This is a genomic window from Kribbella alba (assembly GCF_039529635.1).
Classification (GTDB): domain Bacteria; phylum Actinomycetota; class Actinomycetes; order Propionibacteriales; family Kribbellaceae; genus Kribbella; species Kribbella alba.
This window is the reverse complement of record NZ_BAAANE010000008.1, coordinates 190,264-207,840: the sequence shown is the minus strand read 5'-3', so window position 1 is coordinate 207,840 and position 17,577 is coordinate 190,264. Positions and strand designations below refer to the sequence as shown.

The 17,577-nt window shown below is 68.4% G+C and carries 14 protein-coding genes; 8 read left to right on the top strand and 6 right to left on the bottom strand.

Annotated elements, in window-relative coordinates; translation table 11 throughout:
- Nucleotides 1–39: 39 nt before the first annotated feature.
- The 5 genes from ABD210_RS24260 to ABD210_RS24240 all read left to right on the top strand — a co-directional run bounded on the left by ABD210_RS24260 (nucleotide 40) and on the right by ABD210_RS24240 (nucleotide 5,880).
- Nucleotides 40–1,560, top strand: a complete 1,521-nt coding sequence (locus ABD210_RS24260) for an MFS transporter (protein WP_344114385.1) — start codon at nucleotides 40–42, stop codon at nucleotides 1,558–1,560.
- Nucleotides 1,561–1,754: 194 nt separating this feature from the next.
- Entirely contained in the window at nucleotides 1,755–2,756 is a 1,002-nt protein-coding gene (locus ABD210_RS24255) for a 2-keto-3-deoxygluconate permease (protein WP_344114384.1), read from the top strand.
- Nucleotides 2,753–3,958, top strand: coding sequence for a four-carbon acid sugar kinase family protein (locus tag ABD210_RS24250; protein ID WP_344114383.1), 1,206 nt, complete (start codon nucleotides 2,753–2,755; stop codon nucleotides 3,956–3,958). The genes ABD210_RS24255 and ABD210_RS24250 overlap by 4 nt, the downstream gene beginning before the upstream one ends.
- Nucleotides 3,955–5,001, top strand: a complete 1,047-nt coding sequence (gene pdxA / locus ABD210_RS24245; protein WP_344114382.1) for a 4-hydroxythreonine-4-phosphate dehydrogenase PdxA — start codon at nucleotides 3,955–3,957, stop codon at nucleotides 4,999–5,001. The genes ABD210_RS24250 and pdxA overlap by 4 nt, the downstream gene beginning before the upstream one ends.
- Before the next feature lie 24 nt (nucleotides 5,002–5,025).
- Nucleotides 5,026–5,880: a GntR family transcriptional regulator gene (locus ABD210_RS24240; RefSeq protein ID WP_344114381.1), complete on the top strand. Its 855-nt coding sequence runs from the start codon at nucleotides 5,026–5,028 to the stop codon at nucleotides 5,878–5,880.
- A 14-nt stretch (nucleotides 5,881–5,894) separates the two neighbouring features.
- Here ABD210_RS24240 and ABD210_RS24235 read toward each other — a convergent pair whose 3' ends face one another.
- From ABD210_RS24235 to ABD210_RS24220, 4 genes are all read right to left on the bottom strand, one after another.
- The gene (locus ABD210_RS24235) at nucleotides 5,895–6,881 is read right to left on the bottom strand and encodes a GNAT family N-acetyltransferase (protein ID WP_344114380.1); all 987 of its coding nucleotides are present in this window, start codon (nucleotides 6,879–6,881) and stop codon (nucleotides 5,895–5,897) included.
- A gap of 41 nt (nucleotides 6,882–6,922) precedes the next feature.
- Nucleotides 6,923–7,951 carry an alpha/beta hydrolase-fold protein gene (locus ABD210_RS24230; RefSeq protein ID WP_344114379.1) on the bottom strand — a complete coding sequence of 343 codons (1,029 nt, stop codon included), beginning with the start codon at nucleotides 7,949–7,951 and terminating at the stop codon, nucleotides 6,923–6,925.
- 19 nt (nucleotides 7,952–7,970) lie between these two features.
- Nucleotides 7,971–9,680, bottom strand: coding sequence for an arginine--tRNA ligase (gene argS / locus ABD210_RS24225; protein WP_344114378.1), 1,710 nt, complete (start codon nucleotides 9,678–9,680; stop codon nucleotides 7,971–7,973).
- A 136-nt stretch (nucleotides 9,681–9,816) separates the two neighbouring features.
- Nucleotides 9,817–12,042: a bifunctional glycosyltransferase/CDP-glycerol:glycerophosphate glycerophosphotransferase gene (locus ABD210_RS24220; protein ID WP_344114377.1), complete on the bottom strand. Its 2,226-nt coding sequence runs from the start codon at nucleotides 12,040–12,042 to the stop codon at nucleotides 9,817–9,819.
- A gap of 25 nt (nucleotides 12,043–12,067) precedes the next feature.
- Between ABD210_RS24220 and ABD210_RS24215 the strand changes: the two genes are divergently transcribed.
- Nucleotides 12,068–12,868 (top strand): Fic family protein, encoded by an 801-nt coding sequence (locus ABD210_RS24215; RefSeq protein WP_344114376.1) that lies wholly within the window; start codon nucleotides 12,068–12,070, stop codon nucleotides 12,866–12,868.
- A 313-nt stretch (nucleotides 12,869–13,181) separates the two neighbouring features.
- Here the strand turns inward: ABD210_RS24215 and ABD210_RS24210 are convergent, their stop codons facing one another.
- Nucleotides 13,182–14,015, bottom strand: a complete 834-nt coding sequence (locus ABD210_RS24210) for an HAD family hydrolase (RefSeq protein WP_425552724.1) — start codon at nucleotides 14,013–14,015, stop codon at nucleotides 13,182–13,184.
- A gap of 475 nt (nucleotides 14,016–14,490) precedes the next feature.
- On the opposite strand from ABD210_RS24210, the gene ABD210_RS24205 reads away from it, so the two are divergent.
- Nucleotides 14,491–16,203, top strand: a complete 1,713-nt coding sequence (locus ABD210_RS24205) for a chitinase (RefSeq protein ID WP_344114374.1) — start codon at nucleotides 14,491–14,493, stop codon at nucleotides 16,201–16,203.
- A 4-nt stretch (nucleotides 16,204–16,207) separates the two neighbouring features.
- Nucleotides 16,208–17,131 (top strand): helix-turn-helix transcriptional regulator, encoded by a 924-nt coding sequence (locus ABD210_RS24200; protein WP_344114373.1) that lies wholly within the window; start codon nucleotides 16,208–16,210, stop codon nucleotides 17,129–17,131.
- Here the strand turns inward: ABD210_RS24200 and ABD210_RS24195 are convergent.
- A complete protein-coding gene (locus ABD210_RS24195; RefSeq protein ID WP_344114372.1) occupies nucleotides 17,128–17,577 on the bottom strand; it encodes an aminoacyl-tRNA deacylase in 450 nt (149 codons plus the stop codon). The genes ABD210_RS24200 and ABD210_RS24195 overlap by 4 nt on opposite strands.

Here is a 17,577-nt window from a genome sequence, read left to right as displayed (position 1 = left end):
TCTCACTCTAGCCCCTCCGGGGTAAGGAGCAAGTCACATATGTCGGCAACATCCGCGGCGCCGAGCGGCGCCTCTACCGGCACGCCCGCACGGCGGCCGGGGGTAGTCCTCGCAGTCATCCTGGTCACCCAGTTGATGGTGATCCTGGACGGTACCGTGGTGAACATCGCGATGCCCAAGATCCAGCACGCTCTCGACTTCAGCCCGTCCAACCTCTCCTGGGTCCAGAACGCCTACGCGCTCGCTTTCGGTGGCCTGCTGCTCCTCGGCGCCCGGGCCGGTGACCTGCTCGGCCGCCGCCGCGTCTTCATCACCGGCGTCACTGTCTTCACCGGCGCCTCGTTGCTCGGAGGTCTCGCCCCGACCGCCGAGCTCCTGCTGGCCGCGCGCGTCCTGCAGGGCATCGGTGGCGCGATCGCGGCTCCGGCCGCACTCACCCTGTTGATGCTCACCTTCCGCGAGGGTCCCGAGCGACTGAAAGCTCTCGGCCTTTACAGCCTGGTCTCGTCCGGTGGCGCAAGCGTCGGGCTGGTCGTCGGCGGCATGCTCACCGACTGGGTGTCCTGGCGCTGGGGCCTGTTCATCAACGTGCCGATCGGAATCGGGCTGGTCTTCGCGGCCCGCTACGTCCTGACCGAGACCCCTGCTGAGTCCGGCAAGTTCGACGTCGCCGGCGCGCTCACCTCGACGCTGGGCATCACCTCGCTCGTGTACGGCTTCATTCGCGTCGCTGAAGCAGGCTGGACCTCTCCCGAGGTGCTTGCGGCCTTTGCGGTCGGCCTGGTGCTGCTGACCACGTTCGTGCTGATCGAACGCCGGGTGAGCCACCCGATCGTGCCGCTGCGGTTGTTCCGCGACTCCGACCGGGTGGCGGCATACCTGACCATGCTGTTGGTGGTCGGGACGATGTTCGGGATGTTCTTCTTCCTCACCCAGTACCTGCAGGGCGTGCTCGGCCTCAGCCCGCTGGCCGCGGGGCTGGCCTTCCTGCCGCTGACCGGTCTGCTCTTCACCTCGTCGCGGATCGTGCCGAGGCTGTTGGGCCGGGTCGACGGCGGCAAGCTGATGATCGCCGGGGCGATCTCGGTGACGGCCGGGATGATCTGGCTGACCCGTCTCACCCTCGACAGCAGCTACCTGACCGGAGTCGTCGGTCCGCTGGTTCTGTTCGGGTTCGGCGCGGGGATGATCTTCATCCCGCTGACCGGTCGCGCGCTGGCCGGCGTTCAGCCGGAGAACGCAGGTGCTGCCTCAGGTCTGCTGAACGTGCTGCAGCAGGTGGGCGGGGCTCTCGGCCTCGGCATCCTGGTCACGATCTTCGGTACTGCGAGCCGTTCGTCCATCGCCGACGGCGGTTCCGCGAACCCGGTCGAGCGCGCTCGTGAGGTCCTGACCGACGGCGTGCACGCCGCCTTCATCGGTTCGGCGGTCTACGCCGCGCTGACGTTGACCGTGATCGTCCTCGGCATCCGCCCCTGGACCTGGCGCCGCAGCCGGGCCGCCGAGGTGGCCACCGAGCCGACTGCGGTCGAGCCTGTGGTGGTCGACTCGCACATCTGAGACGATCCGTCCGAAGTCCGAGGCCCTGGCCACGCTCATCGCGTGACCGGGGCCTTGGCGCGTCCACGGCGCTGTCGCGGGCGCCGTCTCAATCTGTGTCGACCGGGGTTTACATCCGTGTAATCGTCGTGCCATCCTGTGCGGACAAGTTGTACGTACAAGTTACGACGGGCGTCGAGACGAGGAGAGGCCGCGTGAACGGCACCAGAACGACACGGATCCCGATGTTCGCGACCATGCAGCGGATCCCGGGCGGGCTGATGCTCATCCCGCTCATCCTCGGGTCGCTGATCGGGACGTTCGCGCCCGGCGCACTGGAGATCGGGAGCTTTACGACCGCCCTGTTCAGCAAGGGGGCGCTTCCGCTGATCGCCCTGCTGATCTTTGCCACGGGCACCCAGGTGGAGGGCCGGTCCGGCGCGGGGGTCGCCAGTCACACCATCGTCGTTCTGGTCTTCAAGACGTTGATCCCGGCCGGCCTCGTCGTGCTGCTCGGCACCCAGGTAGGGATCGACGGCTTCTGGGGCATCTCGATCCTCGCGCTGATCACCTGTTTCGCGAACAGCAACGGCGGCCTCTGGCTCGCGTTCGCCGGTCAGTACGGCGATGAGCGGGACCGTGGCGCGTACATCGCCAGCGCGTTCGACGACGGCCCGTTCCTGGTGCTGCTGTTCATCGGCGCCTCCGGGCTCGGCGACGTCCCGCTGATCGCCCTGGTCGCGGCGGTGGTGCCGTTCCTGCTCGGCGTCCTCGTCGGCAACCTGGACCAGGACTGGCGCAAGGCGGTCGAACCGGTACCGAACATCGTGATCCCGTTCTTCGCCTTCGCCCTCGGCGCCGGGATCAACATCAAGGACATCGCCACCGGTGGTTTCGCCGGCCTGTTCATCGGAGCCGGAGTGGTGCTGTTCACCGGTGGACTGCTGTACCTGGCTTACCGCTTCATCCTGCACCGCGGCCCGAAGTCCGGAATCGGGTTCGCGGCCGGCACCACAGCAGGCAACGCGGTCGCAACACCCGCGATCGTGGTCGCGGCCGACGCATCCTTCGAGCCCTACCTCGACTCCGCGATCGCCCAGGTGGCCGCCGCAGTGCTCGTCACCGCCCTGCTGGCGCCTACGGTTGCAGCGTTCGTGCTGCGGCGCGAAGGTGGACTGCAACCATCCACCCCGCTCGTCACCGAAGGTGCCGTATGACCTCACGTGTCGTCGTCCTCGCCGACGACCTCACCGGCGCGGCCGACACGGCCGGCCAGTTCGACCGGGCCGGCTGGACCGCCGAGTTGCAGGTCGGACCCGGTGGACCGAGCGACGCCGAGGTCGTTGCGATCAACACCGACTCGCGAGCGCTGGAGCCGGCCGCGGCGGCCGACGCCATCCGGACGGCGCTCGACAAGGTGGCGCTCGAGGAGGACTGGGCTGCCGTCTACCTCAAGGTGGACTCCACGCTGCGTGGACCGGTCCGAGCCATGACGCACGCAGTGCTGCAAGCACGCGGCGGTGACGTCGTCGCCGTGGTCTGTCCGGCGTTCCCGGCGGTCGGCCGCACCATGGTTGCCGGCACCCTGCTGGTGCACGGCGTACCCGTGGCCGAGACCGCGGTCGGCCGTGACCCGGTCACGCCGGTCCGGGAGAGTCACGTCCCGACGTTGCTCGGCGCACCGCTGGTCGAGCTCGATCCGCAAGCGGACGACACCGAGTTGGCCTCGGCTCTGCGCGGCCACGGCCCGGTCGTGGTGGTCGATGCGCGCGATGAGGTCGACCTCGACCGGGTCGCCCGCGCAGTACTTGCGCTAGGCAACCAAGCCGTCGCGGTCGGCTCGGCTGGGCTCGCGGCACATCTCGCCCGCAGGTGGCGGCCGCTTCGGAGTGGTCCTGTCCTGGTCGTGGTGAGCTCTCTGCACGATGCGTCCCGTGGTCAGGCCGAGTTGCTGGCCGCGGCCGGCGCGCGACGGATCCAGCCGGTTGCGGCCACCCTGGAGGACGCCGGAGCCTGGGAGCGGTTCGCCCGCTCGGTCGTTTCCGGCACACCGCTGGACGACTTCGGAGTACTGGTCCTGATGGGGCCGGCACGGGACGGCGAGGCGGTCGAGCCGTCCCTGGTAGCCGGCCGGCTGGGCGACCTGGCCGCGCGGCTGACGAGCATCCAACGTCCGGCCGGGCTTGTCCTGGCCGGCGGCGACGGGGCACTGGCCGTGCTCAGTGCCCTGTCCGCGACCGGTATCCGGCTGGACGGCGAGGTCGCGAACGGCGTCCCGATCGGCTCTCTCACGGGCGGTCCGTACGCAGGGCTGCCCGTTGTCACCAAGGCCGGAGGTTTCGGCGCCGACGACATCCTGATCCGCGCGGCCGAGGCTGTTCGGTCCAGGCCGCTCGATCCACGAAGGAGCTGTGCATGACCATCCCCACCCTCGCACTGACGATCGGCGACGCAGCCGGCATCGGTCCGGAGACGACCGCCCGGACCCTGCTCGGGCACGACGACCTCCGGGAGATCTGCCGTCCAGTCGTGATCGGTGACGCCGACGCCGTACGGCGCGGTGTCGAGGTGGTCGGTGGGGACCCGGAGTCGGTCCGGGTCATCGACAGCCCGGCCGATGCGCGCAACGAGCCCGGCACCATCGAGCTGATCCAGGACGGGCCCTCGCTCGGGAAGGTGCCCTGGGGCGAGATCAGCCCGGCGGCGGGCGATGGTGCCGCCCGGTTCGTCATGCGCGCCTGTGCGCTGGCTCGGGACGGCCTCGTCGACGGCATCGTCACCGCGCCGCTGAACAAGGCGGCGATGCACGCGGGTGGTCACAACTGGCCCGGGCACACCGAGTTGCTGGCGCACGAGTTCGGCGTCCGCAACTTCAGCCTGGTCCTGTCGGCGGGCGACCTGTACTTCTTCCACCTCACCACCCACGTGTCGCTTCGGCAGGCGATCGAGGACGTGACCCGCGAGCGTACCGACAACGTGCTGCGGTTGGTCGGTTCGTTCGCTCGCGCCCTCGGCCGGCCGGACGAGCGGATCGGCGTCGCCGGGCTCAACCCGCACGCCGGCGAGAACCGCATCTTCGGTGACGAGGACGCCGACATCCTGGCCCCCGCGGTCGAGGCGGCTCGAGCGGCCGGCCTGAACGCGCACGGCCCGCTGCCCGCGGACGCGCTGATCCCGCAGGCGGTGAAGGGCAAGTGGAACCTGGTGATCGTCTGCTACCACGACCAGGGCCACGCGCCGTTCAAGGCCGTGTACGGCGATGACGGCGTGAACATCACCGTCGGTCTGCCGGTCGTCCGGGTGTCGGTCGACCACGGTACGGCGTTCGACATCGCGGGGCAGGGGATCGCCCGCGAGGCCAGCCTGGTCCTTGCCACCCGCCGGGCCGCGGAACTGGCCCCCGGCTGGTCGGACGTCTGGGAGACCGCGCGGCGGGCCGACGAGGCGACCGCCACTCCGTAGCGTCCCGGACACTAGGCTGACGCCGTGGACGCCGAACGCTCTGACCTGGACCGGTCCGCAGCGGCGCCGCTCTATCTGCAGATCGCGGAGTCGCTGCGCCGGGAGATCCTCGGCCACGACTTGCCCCCCGGGTCGGCGCTGCCCAGCGAATCCGATCTCCAGCACCGGTTCGGCGTCGCCCGCAGTGTGGTGCGGCAAGCCATCGCGCGACTTGCCGAGGACGGCCTCGTCCACCGGCATCAGGGTCGGCCGAGCGTCGTCGCGCCGCAGCCGGAACACCGTCGGCTGGTGCAGCGAGCGACTGGCATGTTCGACCAGTTCGCCCGCACCGGGCGTCGGTTGAGCACTCGGATCGACGCGATCGAGCATGATGTGCCGCCGCCGGAGGCGCTGGCGTTCCTGCGCACCCGCGACGCCCTGCGGCTGGAACGGTTGCGGTCGATCGACGGTGAACCGCTGTCCTACGTGCGGACCTGGCTCCCGCGCGGACGGGTGCCGGAGCTGACGGCCGATGAGCTGACCGACGCGTCGCTGCACAAGCTGCTCAGCAGCAGGTTCGGGCTGCGGCCGGTGAGCGGCCGTCGGCAGGTCCGGGCCGTCGCGGCGGACGAGCGGCTGGCCACCGCCCTCGAGGTGCCGCCCGGGACACCTCTCCTGCTGCTCGAGGGGGAGACCGTCGATCAGCACGGCAATCCGCTGGAGTGGTTCACCACCTGGCACCGCGCCGACAAGGTCGTCTTCGACATCGACGTCACCGATGGCGCCGAGTTGCTGTCGCTCGATCCGGCCGGTGCACGCCCTGCCGAGGAGCCACCCGTCGGCGACGAGATCGCCAGAGCCCGCGACCTCGTCGCCGAGCTCGGCCGCATACTCGGCTGAGTCGCGCCCCCTGGCTAGCTGATCGGGCGGCGGTAGCTGATCGACTTGGTCTTCATCCGGAAGCCCAGCTTCTCGTAGAGGCCCAGCGCACCGGTCGGGTTCTCGGCATCCACGCCGAGCGAAACCCGCTTGAAGTCCGCCTCCTGGGCCACGGTCATGACCCGGGCCAGCGCGGCTCGGGCCGCACCCTTGCCCCGGTGGTCCCGCCTGGTTCCGACCTGGCCGACGTACAGCTCCTTGATGCCCGTGGCTGCGGTGTCGGCGACATACTCATAGCCGAGGACGTAGGCCGCGATCCGCTCGCCGTCCAACACCAGGAACGACTGAGCTGCCCGGAACGTCCTGGAGCCGGTGAACCAGGTCCGCCACGACTCCGGGTCCCGGGGCGTCGAGCCCCAGTGATCCAGGAACACCTCGTTGTGCGCCACCCTCAGCCTCTCGTCGTACGACGGGTCGAAGCCCACCAGGCGCAGGCCGCCCGCCACCGGCGAATCGGGCACCGGATCGGCGCCGAGGTCACGCTCCATTCCGAAGAAGTACCGGCAGGGCTCGAAGCCCCGCGCGGAGAACGGCTGATCCGCGGACGTGTTCGTGCTGATCGCGCCGACGCCGATCTCACCCGGCGCCTCCGGGTGACGCTCCCGGTGCAAAGCCGTGGCCCGGGGGATCAGCCAGCTCATCAAGGCGTCGCCCACACCCTTGCCCCGCCACTGGGGATGCACCGCGCCCTCGGCGAAGACCCGGTCGACGTCGACCACCTCATCCGGCCCGGTCACCTTGCCGTAGCCGACCAGCTGCCCGCCCGACCAGAGGCCGAGCGTGTCCGTCGCGGCGTTCAGCTTCGGGTCGTCGAGCTCCTCGAGCAGGTTGTCGGCGTCGTAGTTCTCACCCTCCTGGTCGACCTTCTCCTTGGCCGCCAGCAGGTCGGCCCACGCCTCGGCGTCCGCCTTCTCGATCGGCCGCGCCTCGACGCCGGCCGGCCACCCCTGAGCTATCCCCATGGCGAGAACGGTAGAGCCGGAACCATCCCCTGGCATCTGAATTAGCTGAGTTGCTTGCACAGCCAGGCGACAGCCAGTGGGTAGCGGTACTCGATCCCGCCGTGCTTGCCCTCGAACAGCTCGAAGTGCACCCGCTGGTCCGGTACTCCGGCCTCTCGCACCGCCTGGTGGAACGCCGTCGCGCCGAGATCGAGGTAATACTCGTCCTGCCTGCCCGCGTCGATCCACACGGCTCGCATCGACCGCAACGCCTCGGCGTACTCCGGCTGAGCAGCCATCTCCACCGGATCGCGGGACAGCCAGCGCTCCCACACTTCCGGGATCACTCGGCCCAGCTCGTCGTACGGGAGCAGGACTGTGCCGTCCTCCTCAGCCGAGTACGCCGCGGCGTACCCGTACATCTCCAGGAGCTCCAGATCCTGGTGGGTGTTCTGCCCGGCGCGGCTCTCGAAATCGGCGAAGAACTTCTCGTACGACCCCTCGTACAGATCGCGCAGTTGGCGGGCTCGGACCGGGAACTCGGGCTGGTAGCAGAGCTCGAACGCGGCATCTCCGGCATGAGTCGCCAGCGCGCCGAACACGTCCGGCCGGAGTAGCGGCGTCACCATCGCGGCGTATCCACCGCTGGACTTCCCGGTGATGGCCCGGTGGTCCCGGTCCGCGACGGTGCGATAGCGCGCGTCCACCCACGGCACGATCTCGTCGCACAGATACGAGTGGTAGCGCCCGGTGCCGGGGGAGTCGAGGTACTGGCTGCCGCCGAGCCTGGTCCACGCGTCGACGAACACCACGATCGCCGGCGGCACCTCACCCGTCGCGAACAACGCGTCCAACAACTCGGGATAGGGCTGCCGGAAAGGCGTCCGGTTGAACCACATCCCGAGGTGTCCGGTGTACCCCATCGCCACATAGATCGACGGATACCGCTGCTCCGACTCGTCGTACCCGGGCGGCAGGTAGACCAGCACCGGCCGCTCGTGCGGATCGCCGAGCGGATTCCCGCGCAGCAGCGAACTCTCGAACGTGGGCCGCTCGAACCGACCGGCCAATTCCGCGGACCACGGCAACATCAGACGACCTCCGGGTTGTTCACATGGTGTCGGGTGCGGTGATCCCGAGCAGACCCAGCCCATCCTGCAGCACCCGCCGGGTCGCCGCGCACAACGCGAGCCGGCTCGCCCGCACCTCACCCGCGCTGGTCAACACCGGACACGACTCGTAGAACGCGGACAAGGCGGCCGCCACGTCGTACAGATAGGTGCACAACCGATGTGGTTGCAACGTCTCAGCAACCTGTACGACGCTGTCGCCGAAGCCGGCCAGCAGCAACGCCAGCCGCTGCTCGGCTGGTTCCGCCAGGACTGTCACCTGCCCGGGTACCTCGCCCGCCTTGGCCAGGATCCGCGTCAACCGAGCGTGCGCATACTGCAGGTAGGGCCCGGTGTTGCCGGTCATCGCGACCATCCGGTCCAGGTCGAACACGTAGTCGTTGATCCGGTCGTTGGAAAGGTCCGCGTACTTGATCGCGCCGATCCCGACCGCCTCCGCGATTGCCAGCCGCTCCGACTCCGCCATCGCGTCGTCCCGGCCCTCCAACAGTGCCGCGGCCCGGGCGACGGCGCCATCGAGCAGTGACGCGAGCCGGACCGTGTCACCATCCCTTGTCTTGAAGGGCTTTCCAGCGGTATCAAGAACGGTGCCAAAGGCAACGTGTTCGGCTGGAGTTGTCGCTGGCAACCACCCGGCGGCCCGGGCGAGCGCGAAGATCTGCTGGAAGTGCAAGGCCTGCCGATGGTCGACCACGTACACGATCCGATCGGCGTGCAGGTCGTCGACCCGGTGCCGCACGGCCGCGAGGTCCGTCGCGCTGTAACCAAATCCGCCATCGGACTTCTGCACGATCACCGGCAGCGGCGATCCGTCCCGGCCGGTGAAGCCCGGCAGGAAGGCGCACTGCGCACCGCCTGACTCGGTGAGCAGACCGGCGGCAGCGAGATCGTCCACAACCACTTGCAGTTGGTCGTTGTACGCGCTCTCGCCTACGACGTCCGCTCGGGTCAACGGCGAACCCAGCTTGGCGTAGAGCCGGTCGAACTCCACCAGCGAGACCTGGACCATCGTCTGCCAGATCGCCCGCGTCCCGGCGTCTCCCGACTGCAGCAGCACCACCCGCGCCCGGGAACGATCGGCGAAGGTCGGATCACTGTCAAAGTGCTTCCGGCCCCGTTGGTAGAGCTGCTGCATCCCTTCTATATCAAGGGATTCCACCTGCAGCTGCTCCGAGAGGACCTGCTCGACCATCATGCCGAACTGAGTTCCCCAGTCTCCGACATGGTTCTGCCGGATGACGTCGTACCCGACGTACCGCAGTACGTTGCAGAGTGCGTCCCCGATGACAGTCGACCGGAGATGGCCGACGTGCATCTGTTTGGCGACGTTGGGCTGCGAGTAGTCCACGACCACCCGCTCGCCCCGTGGCGGCAGGGGACCGCGCAGCGAGTTGACCCCGGCCGCCAACACCGACGGAAGCAGGGTCAGGTTGACGAATCCCGGCCCGGCGATCGCCGCCGGCTCACACAGCCCGTCCAGCTCGAGCGCGGCGACCAGCCGGATCGCGATCTGCCGGGGTTGTTCACCCAGCGACTTGGCCAGTCGCAGGGCCAGGTTGGTCTGGAAGTGCCCGAACTCGGGCTTGGTTGCCGCCCGCAACTCAGGATCGAGCTCGCCGTACGACGGACCGAAAGCGGTCGCGACGGCAGCGGACAGCCGGGAGGCAAGGACAGGCAGCACAGCGGGCATGAGGAAATTCCTAAGAGACGAGGCACTGGAACAGGACTGACGTGTTCAGGCAGTGCGTCGTCGTCGCAGGCCGGAGCGATCGCGCAAGGCGCTCACGATCACCGGGCTCGTCGACATGGACTCAAGTATGCACGACTCAGAACCGGTGCGGCGAAGGAGCCGGATTCCGCTCCGCCGGCGGAACGACCGGCGGCAGCTCGGTCTCACCCAGATAGACGCGCCGGACCACCCGCTCCGCGGCCCGACCGTCGTCGAACTCGCAGAACTTCTCGCGGAACAGCTGCCGGTGCTTGGCCGCCTCCGCGCCGGCGAACCGGCCCGTCTGCAACGCGGACAGCAACTCCTCGCCGGACCGGGCCACCAGCCCCGGCGGGAACTCGGTGATGTCGAAGTAGGTGCCGCGGGTGTTCTCGTAGGCGCCCTGGTCGTCCACCAGCAGCATGATCGGCCGGTCCAGGTTCGCGTAGTCGAAGGTGATCGACGAGTAGTCCGAGATCAGCACATCGGCCGCGAGCATCAGGTCCTCCACCCGCGGGTAGTCCGACGCATCGACCACCCTGTCCGAGTGGATCGACGGCGACCTCGACAGTGAGTAGTGCGTCCGGACCAGCACCCGCCCGTGCTCCCCGACCGCCGCGGCCAGCCGATCCAGATCAAGATGGATCCCGGTGCCGCCCAGATCCACCACCCCGGTCGGTGTCCGTACCGCGTCGTGGCCGTCCCGCCAGGTCGGCGCGTACAGCACGACCAGGTGGGAGTCGTCGAACCCGAAGGACGCCCGGATCGCTCGCACCTGGTCCAGCGTCGCGTCCAGCAGCCGGTCGTTCCGCGGAAACCCGAACTCGAGCTCCTCGAAGTGGGAAGGGTAGGTGCGCTCCCAGATCTCCGAGGAGTAGCGGTTCGCAGAGAGGTTGAAATCCCACCGGTCGACCTGGCGCATCAGCTCCTCCAGGTCGAGGTCCTTCGCCGCGATCGGGTAGTGGCGCAGATCCGTCCCCATCGTCTTCAGCGGCGTCCCGTGCTGCGTCTGGAGGTGGATCTGTCCGTCGCGCTTGTCGAGCTCGCGCGGCAGATTCATGTTGCTGACGAAGTACGTCGCGGTATTCACCAACTTCTTGTACGCCGGAGACCCGGCCACCACATACTCCACACCCTCTGGGATCGCGGACACGTGGTCGGCGTCGATCACCCAGACGCCGCGCAGGTGCGGTGCGAGCTCGGCCGCCTTCTCGTAGATCGCCCGCGGGTTGCAGGCGTACTGCTTGAACCAGTAGGCGGCGTACAGAACCAGGTTCGGATCCAGCCCGCCCCGGCGCAGCAGCTTGTCGACCGTCTTCCGCCGGCTCGGCACACTCAGCACCTTGGCGCTCAGCTTCAGCGTCGTGTACGTCGCGTAGTCGTCGTGCACGATCAGCCACCGCTTGAAGCCCCGGCTGGTCCGGTCGCAGACGTAGCCCTCCGGTTTCCATCGCTTGGCGAAGGCGGCCGCCGCGTGGAAGAACTCGGCCCGGTCCTCCGGCGCGAGCCGCTCGGGCTTCGCGAGCACGGCCAGGATGTGGTCGAGCGAACGGTCGAAGGCGAACCGTCGCCAACTCGCCAGCTCGGGATCCGCCGTGATGAACGCGTGCACCCGGTCGTACTGGTCGAAGATGTCGAACTGCCGCCGGGTCCGGGTGCCGTGGATGTTGCCGCCGGTCCGGTGCTGCCGGTAGTGCACCACCACCCGGTCCAGCGTGGCGATCCGCTCGGCCGTGAGCATCGTGGAGTACGTCCAGGGGGCGTCCTCGTAGTACCCGGCGGTGAAGACGAAGCCGTGCAGGGTGAGGAAGTCGCGGCGGCATGCCTTGTTCCAGACCACCTCGAGGAAGGTCAGGAACACGGGTCGCTCGGCTGCGGTGAAGACGCCGTCACCCTCCCGGGCAAACGCGTCGTGCCGCTGGTTGCGGACCACCTTGCCGTCCCAGAAGATCCGCTCGTAGTCGAACATCATGATGTCCGGCCGGTCGGTCTGGTCGATCCGGGCCGAGATCGCCTCGAGCGAGCCGGGCAGGTAGACGTCGTCGGCGTCCAGGAACAGCACGTAGTCGCCGCGGCACGCCTTGAGCCCGACGTTGCGGGTCAGGCCGAGCCCGATGTCCTCGGTCAGGTGGATCGCGCGGACGCGCGGATCGGCCGCGGCGTACTCGTCCAGGATCCGGCCCGAACCATCCGTGCTCGCGCCGTCCACCCCGATGACCTCGAAGTCGGTGAAGGACTGCCCGAGCATCGAGTCGAGGCAGGGCCGCAGCCAGGCCCGTGCGTTGTGACACGGGACCACGATGCTGAACCTCGGGACCCCGGCGGAGTCGGTGCTGGCGGCCATGAGACGCCATCTTAGGCTGCGGACCATGAGCCAACCTCAAGCCGACGTCTTCGAACCACTGGCCGGTCTCGAGGGGGTCGGGTCGGCGGCCAGGGCCGCGCGGGACGCGGTCGACGTGCTGCTCCGGGACCGCGGCCTGCGCAAGGTCGGCTCCGACATGACAGCCGAGGCCCTGCTCCGGGGCGCACACGCCTCCGCCGCGCTGGCCGGCAGCCCGGAATCACTCGAGCAAGTACGCCGGGGCGCGACCGACCCCCGCGCGATCGGTGCCGTGCGGATGACGGGCGAACTCATGGCCCTTGCGCCGCGGGTGGATACCGCCCCCGTACAGGTCTGGACCAGACTGCACCAGTTGGCGGCGGCTGAACTCGGGAGCGAAGACCAGTTGGGTCATCTGCGGACCAACCAGGAGCCCCTGCCGGACGACATCCCGGGTCTGCCGGAGGCTCCCCCCGCGGAGGTCGTGTGGGAGCGCCTGAGCGGGCTGGCCCGGGCGCTGACCCGGCCCACGAACGCGCCGGGAATCGTCGTTGCCGCCATCGTGCACGCCGAGCTCGCGGTGCTCCGGCCGTTCCCGACGGCGAACGGCCTGGTCGCGCGAGCGGCCGAACGTGCCCTGCTGGTTGCCCGGGGCATCGATCCCGTCGCGGTCACGGTGCCGGAGGCCGGCCACTTCGAACTGGGTGGTTCGTACTCGCAGGGATTACGCGATTACGCCGACCGGGGGCTGGTCGGCGTCCGGGACTGGTTGCTGCGCTCGTGTGAGGTGGTCGCGCTGGGTGCCGAACGTTCACCACTCAACATCTCTGCCCAGCAAGGAAAGTGAGTTCCGTCGGCTGCCGATCCGGGTGAAAGAAAATGCGAACGGCGCTCTCAGACGAGAGCGCCGTCGCTGGCACGCCATCCTGGTTACCAAGCGTGCACCTTGTCTGCCGCCTCTTGCTGGTCCTCTCGGACCAGGCCTGAGGTCGTGCTGCCCGGTTGGGATGGGCTGGTCGCCGCGTGGGTGCCTGGCTGCCGTGCAATCTCTACAGGACCGAGGTCCCTTGTGTCTTCCTTTGTACTCCCCGAATCCCTTCGTGGGAAGCGTTTGAGCAGCGTTCATGAAGTTGTGAAAGATGAGGATCTGTCGCCGCGGGTCACGCCGCGCCGGTGTTCCGCGCGCGTCGCCGGGCGGCGTAGAGCAGCACTCCGGCGGCGGCGAGACCGGCGCCGACGGCGGTCGCGGCGACGGCCGGCCGGCGTACCTCGTGGAAGCGGGTGCGCTCGGTCAGGGCCACCGGTTTGGTGAAGTCCAGCACCGGCCAGTCGCGCGAGATCGCCACCCGGCGGAGCGCGCGGTCGGGGTTCACGGCGAACGGATGGCCGACCGCGGCCAGCATCGGCTCGTCGGTGATGGAGTCGGAATAGCCGTAGGAATCCTTCAGCACATAGCCTTCCGCGGCGGCGAGGTCGGTGATCGCGCTCGCCTTGTGCGGGCCGTAGACGTACTCCTCGATCTCACCGGTGTATTTGCCATCGGCAACGACCATGCGAGTGGCGATCACCTTGTCGGCACCGAGCATCCGGCCGATCGGCTCGACCACCTCGAAGCCGGAGGAGGAGACGATCACCACGTCCCGGCCGGCCGCGCGGTGCTCCTCGATCAGGGTCACCGCCTCGTCGTAGACGATCGGGTCGACGATGTGGTGCAGGGTGTCGGCGACGATCGCGCGGACCGTCTGGACGTCCCATCCTGTGCACATAGCGGACAGGTACTCCCGCATCCGCTCCATCTGGTCGTGGTCCGCGCCACCGAGCAGGTAGACGAACTGGGCGTACGCGCTGCGCAGTACGGTCCGCCGGTTGATCAGCCCGCCGGCGTAGAACGGGCGCGAGAACGCCAGGGTGCTGGAGCGGGCGATAACGGTCTTGTCCAGATCGAAGAAGGCGGCTGATCGGGACGTCCCCAGGTGCTCCATACCGACGAGCATAGGGCGGCCGGAAGAAACGCCGAGGGCCCGGCCTTTCGTGTGGCCTACTCTCCCGTTAGACTGTTGAACAGTGTGACAGTGACACTGGTCCGGGAGTCCCCCAGTGGGGGCGTCCGGGCGTCTGGATGTCGAGGTCTCAGTTTTACAGAACTGAGATGTGTGAGGTCCAGACTCGGGGGGTACATACCTTTCGACAGTGGCAGACTGTCGCCTCCTGATCGGCCCCCGGCTCCTCCCCCCGAGCCCGTGGCCGAAGACGGCCCCCGGTCACCCCCCCGCCGGGGGCCGTCGCCTTTCTCCTGGCAGAAGGGCGCGGCTCCGTTCAGATCTCTTGAGTCGTTGAGCTGCGATTTAGTTGCGCCCAGGCCCGAAAAAGTCAGAACGAAGTATAGTTTTCACTTTTTCTGACCGTGAGAGCGTTCCCACTTTATGTAGGGTCTTGACAATGTAGTTGACTGGTCACACTTTGTGAGTCATGAAACCGCGAACCCGCCCCCGCAGTACCGTCGCGATCATCCTGATCACCTTGTTCCTGGCCGTCGCCGGAATCGTGCTGGTGCCCAGCGCCGGCTCGGCGGCGACCAACCTTGTCACGAACGGGACTTTCGAGACCGGCTCTCTGAGCGGCTGGTCCTGCTCCGCCGGAACCGGAGCCGCCGTCAGCGGTTCGGCCCACACCGGGACCTGGGCCCTGCAAGGCAGTCCCACTTCCGGTGACAACGCCCGCTGCAGCCAGTCGGTTTCCGTCCGCCCCAGCTCGACGTACACGCTTTCCGCCTGGGTCAAGGGCTCGAACGTGTACCTCGGCGCCGACGGCGGCACGAGCACGTGGAGCACGAACACGGCGTGGAACCAGCTGACCACGACCTTCACCACGACCGCCTCCGCCAGCACGGTCACGATCTACCTGCACGGCTGGTATGGCCTCCCGGCGTACCAGGCGGACGACGTGGTACTGGACGGCCCGGGCGGTACGGGTCCGCCCCCGGACACCACGCCGCCGACGACGCCCGGTGGTCTCACGGTCGGCAGCCCGACGTCCAGCTCGCTGCAGTTGACCTGGTCTGCCGCGTCCGACGCGAACGGCATAGACCACTACGACGTGGTTCGTGGCACCGATGCCGCGCAGAGCGTTGGCAACGTCACCAGCTGGACAGCCACCGGGCTGAGCGCGAGCACCACCTACAGCTTCAAGGTGCGGGCCTGCGACGCGGCTGGCAACTGCTCCCCGTACGGCGCGACAGCGTCTGGCACCACCTCGAGCGGGCCGACCAACCCGCCGCCTGGCAACCTGCCGAAGCACGTCCTCACCGGCTACTGGCAGAACTTCGACAACGGCGCAACGGTGCAGCGGATCCGCGATGTGCAGGCGCAGTACGACCTGATCGCGGTGGCGTTCGCCGATGCCGACCCGAGCCGGCAGGGCGCCATCACGTTCACGCTGGACCCGACCCTGTCCAGCCGCCTGGGTGGTTACACGGCCGCGGACTTCAAGGCCGACATCGCCGCCAAGAAGGCGGCCGGCAAGAAGGTCATCCTGTCCGTGGGCGGCCAGAACGGCACCATCTCGGTGACCAACGCCAGCGCAGCCACCAACTTCGCCGACAGCGCCCTGTCCGTACTGCGTGAGTACGGCTTCGACGGGATCGACATCGACCTGGAGAACGGCGTCAACTCGCAGTACCTGGGCCAGGCGCTTCGCAGCCTGCAGAGCCGGTTCGGCAGCGGTCTGGTGATCGCCATGGCGCCGCAGACGATCGACATGCAGAGCACCTCGTTCGAGTACTTCAAGCTGGCGCTGAACATCAAGGACATCCTGACCGTGGTCAACGTCCAGTACTACAACTCCGGCTCGATGAACGGCTGCAACGGCCAGGTGTACTCGCAAGGCACGGTCGACTTCATCACCGCCCAGGCCTGCATCATGCTGCAGAACGGGTTGCGCCCGGACCAGGTCGGTCTCGGCCTGCCGGCGTCCTCCCGGGCGGCGGGCAGCGGCTACGTCTCGCCGACGATCGTCAACAACGCCTTGGACTGCCTCACCAAGGGCACCAACTGCGGCAGCTTCAAGCCGAGCACCACTTGGCCGACGCTGCGTGGCGCGATGACCTGGTCCACCAACTGGGATGCCCTGAACGGCAATGCCTTCGCCAACCAGGTCGGCTCCCACGTACACGCCCTTCCCTGAGGCCGTGCACAACTACCGCCCCGCGCAGGTGCTGGAAGCGCTCGGAGTGTGCTGCGAGGACGAGCAGCTCTACCGAGCGCTTCTGGCCCGGCCGGAAGCCACCACGACAGAACTAGTCGCCGACACGGGCTGGCCCACCGCACGCGTGGCCCGGCACCTCAGATCCCTGCTCACCCTAGGCCTTGCATCCCGTACTCCGGGCCGCCCGGCTAGGTTCACCCCGGCCGTCCCTGAGGCTGCCGTGGAACTCCTGGCCCTGCGGAAGCAGGCCGCGATCGTCCAGGCCCGGCTCGGTGCCTCCGTGCTGACCGAGGAGTTCCGGGCCAAGCGGGACGCCGGGCCGTTCACGGTGATCAGCGGTGCCGCGGCCATAGCGCAGCGGTTCTACCAGGCACAGCAGAGTGCGCAGAGCGAGGTACTGATCCTCGACAAGCCGCCCTACGCTGTGCTCCCGATCGAGCCCCGACGGGCCTACGGGGTGACCTATCGGACGATCTACGACATGGCCGCGCTGGGGAATCCGGCGGAATTGGCTGCAGCCCGTAGTGCGGGAACCAGTTGCAGGATGCTCCGCGAGGTACCGCTGAAGCTGGTGGTTGCGGACCGGCGTACGGGGTTGTTGCAGACCGGACAGGAGGTCATCGAGCTGGGGCCGTCGAGCCTGCTGGATGCGCTGTTGAAGCTGTTCGAGTTGCTTTGGCAGCAGGCGACTCCGCTGACGCCGGTGTCGGCTGACGGGCCGTTGAGCGTCGAGGATCAGCAGTTGCTTTCGTTGGCCGCGGCGGGACTCACCGATCAGGCGATCGCTCGTCGGATCGGGGTGGCGCAGCGGACCGTCGAGCGACGGATGCAGCGGATCCTCAGGGCTCTGGACGCGACCACGCGCTTCCAGGCAGGACTACGCGCAGGCCAGCGGGGGCTGCTCTAGTCGGTGACGTCCGCCACCGTCGCGTTGAGGCTCTTGGCCAAGGCCTCGGCGTCGACGGTCAGGCCGACGCCGTGGTCGCCGCCGCCGATCGAGATGGTTCCGGTGATCCGTTCGTCGGCGATGACCGGCCAGGCGTGTGTACTGCCGAGCGGAGTGATGGTGCCGCGGACGTAGCCGGTGACCGCGAGGGCCGTGTCCGCGCTGGGCATCGAGATCCGGTTGATGCCCAGCAATGTGCGCAGCTTCGGCCAGGCGATCTCGCGGTCACCTGGGACGAGGACGAACCGGTAGTCGTCGTCGGACAGTCGCACCACGATCGTCTTGATCAGCTTGGCCGGCTCGATCCCGCGGGCCGCGGCGGCTTCCTCGAGGGAGTTCACCCGTCCGTGCCGGGTCTCTTCATAGGTCAGGCCTAGTGCGTCTGCGGCTTCGGTAGCTCGGGTCAC

Coding starts and splice junctions, on each gene's coding strand:
- pdxA (WP_344114382.1), top strand. CDS start 3,955: ATGACCATCCCCACCCTCGCACTGACGATCGGCGACGCAGCCGGCATC.
- ABD210_RS24205 (WP_344114374.1), top strand. CDS start 14,491: ATGAAACCGCGAACCCGCCCCCGCAGTACCGTCGCGATCATCCTGATC.
- ABD210_RS24260 (WP_344114385.1), top strand. CDS start 40: ATGTCGGCAACATCCGCGGCGCCGAGCGGCGCCTCTACCGGCACGCCC.
- ABD210_RS24230 (WP_344114379.1), bottom strand. CDS start 7,951: ATGTTGCCGTGGTCCGCGGAATTGGCCGGTCGGTTCGAGCGGCCCACG.
- ABD210_RS24220 (WP_344114377.1), bottom strand. CDS start 12,042: ATGGCCGCCAGCACCGACTCCGCCGGGGTCCCGAGGTTCAGCATCGTG.
- ABD210_RS24210 (WP_425552724.1), bottom strand. CDS start 14,015: ATGCTCGTCGGTATGGAGCACCTGGGGACGTCCCGATCAGCCGCCTTC.
- argS (WP_344114378.1), bottom strand. CDS start 9,680: ATGCCCGCTGTGCTGCCTGTCCTTGCCTCCCGGCTGTCCGCTGCCGTC.
- ABD210_RS24215 (WP_344114376.1), top strand. CDS start 12,068: ATGAGCCAACCTCAAGCCGACGTCTTCGAACCACTGGCCGGTCTCGAG.
- ABD210_RS24235 (WP_344114380.1), bottom strand. CDS start 6,881: ATGGGGATAGCTCAGGGGTGGCCGGCCGGCGTCGAGGCGCGGCCGATC.
- ABD210_RS24250 (WP_344114383.1), top strand. CDS start 2,753: ATGACCTCACGTGTCGTCGTCCTCGCCGACGACCTCACCGGCGCGGCC.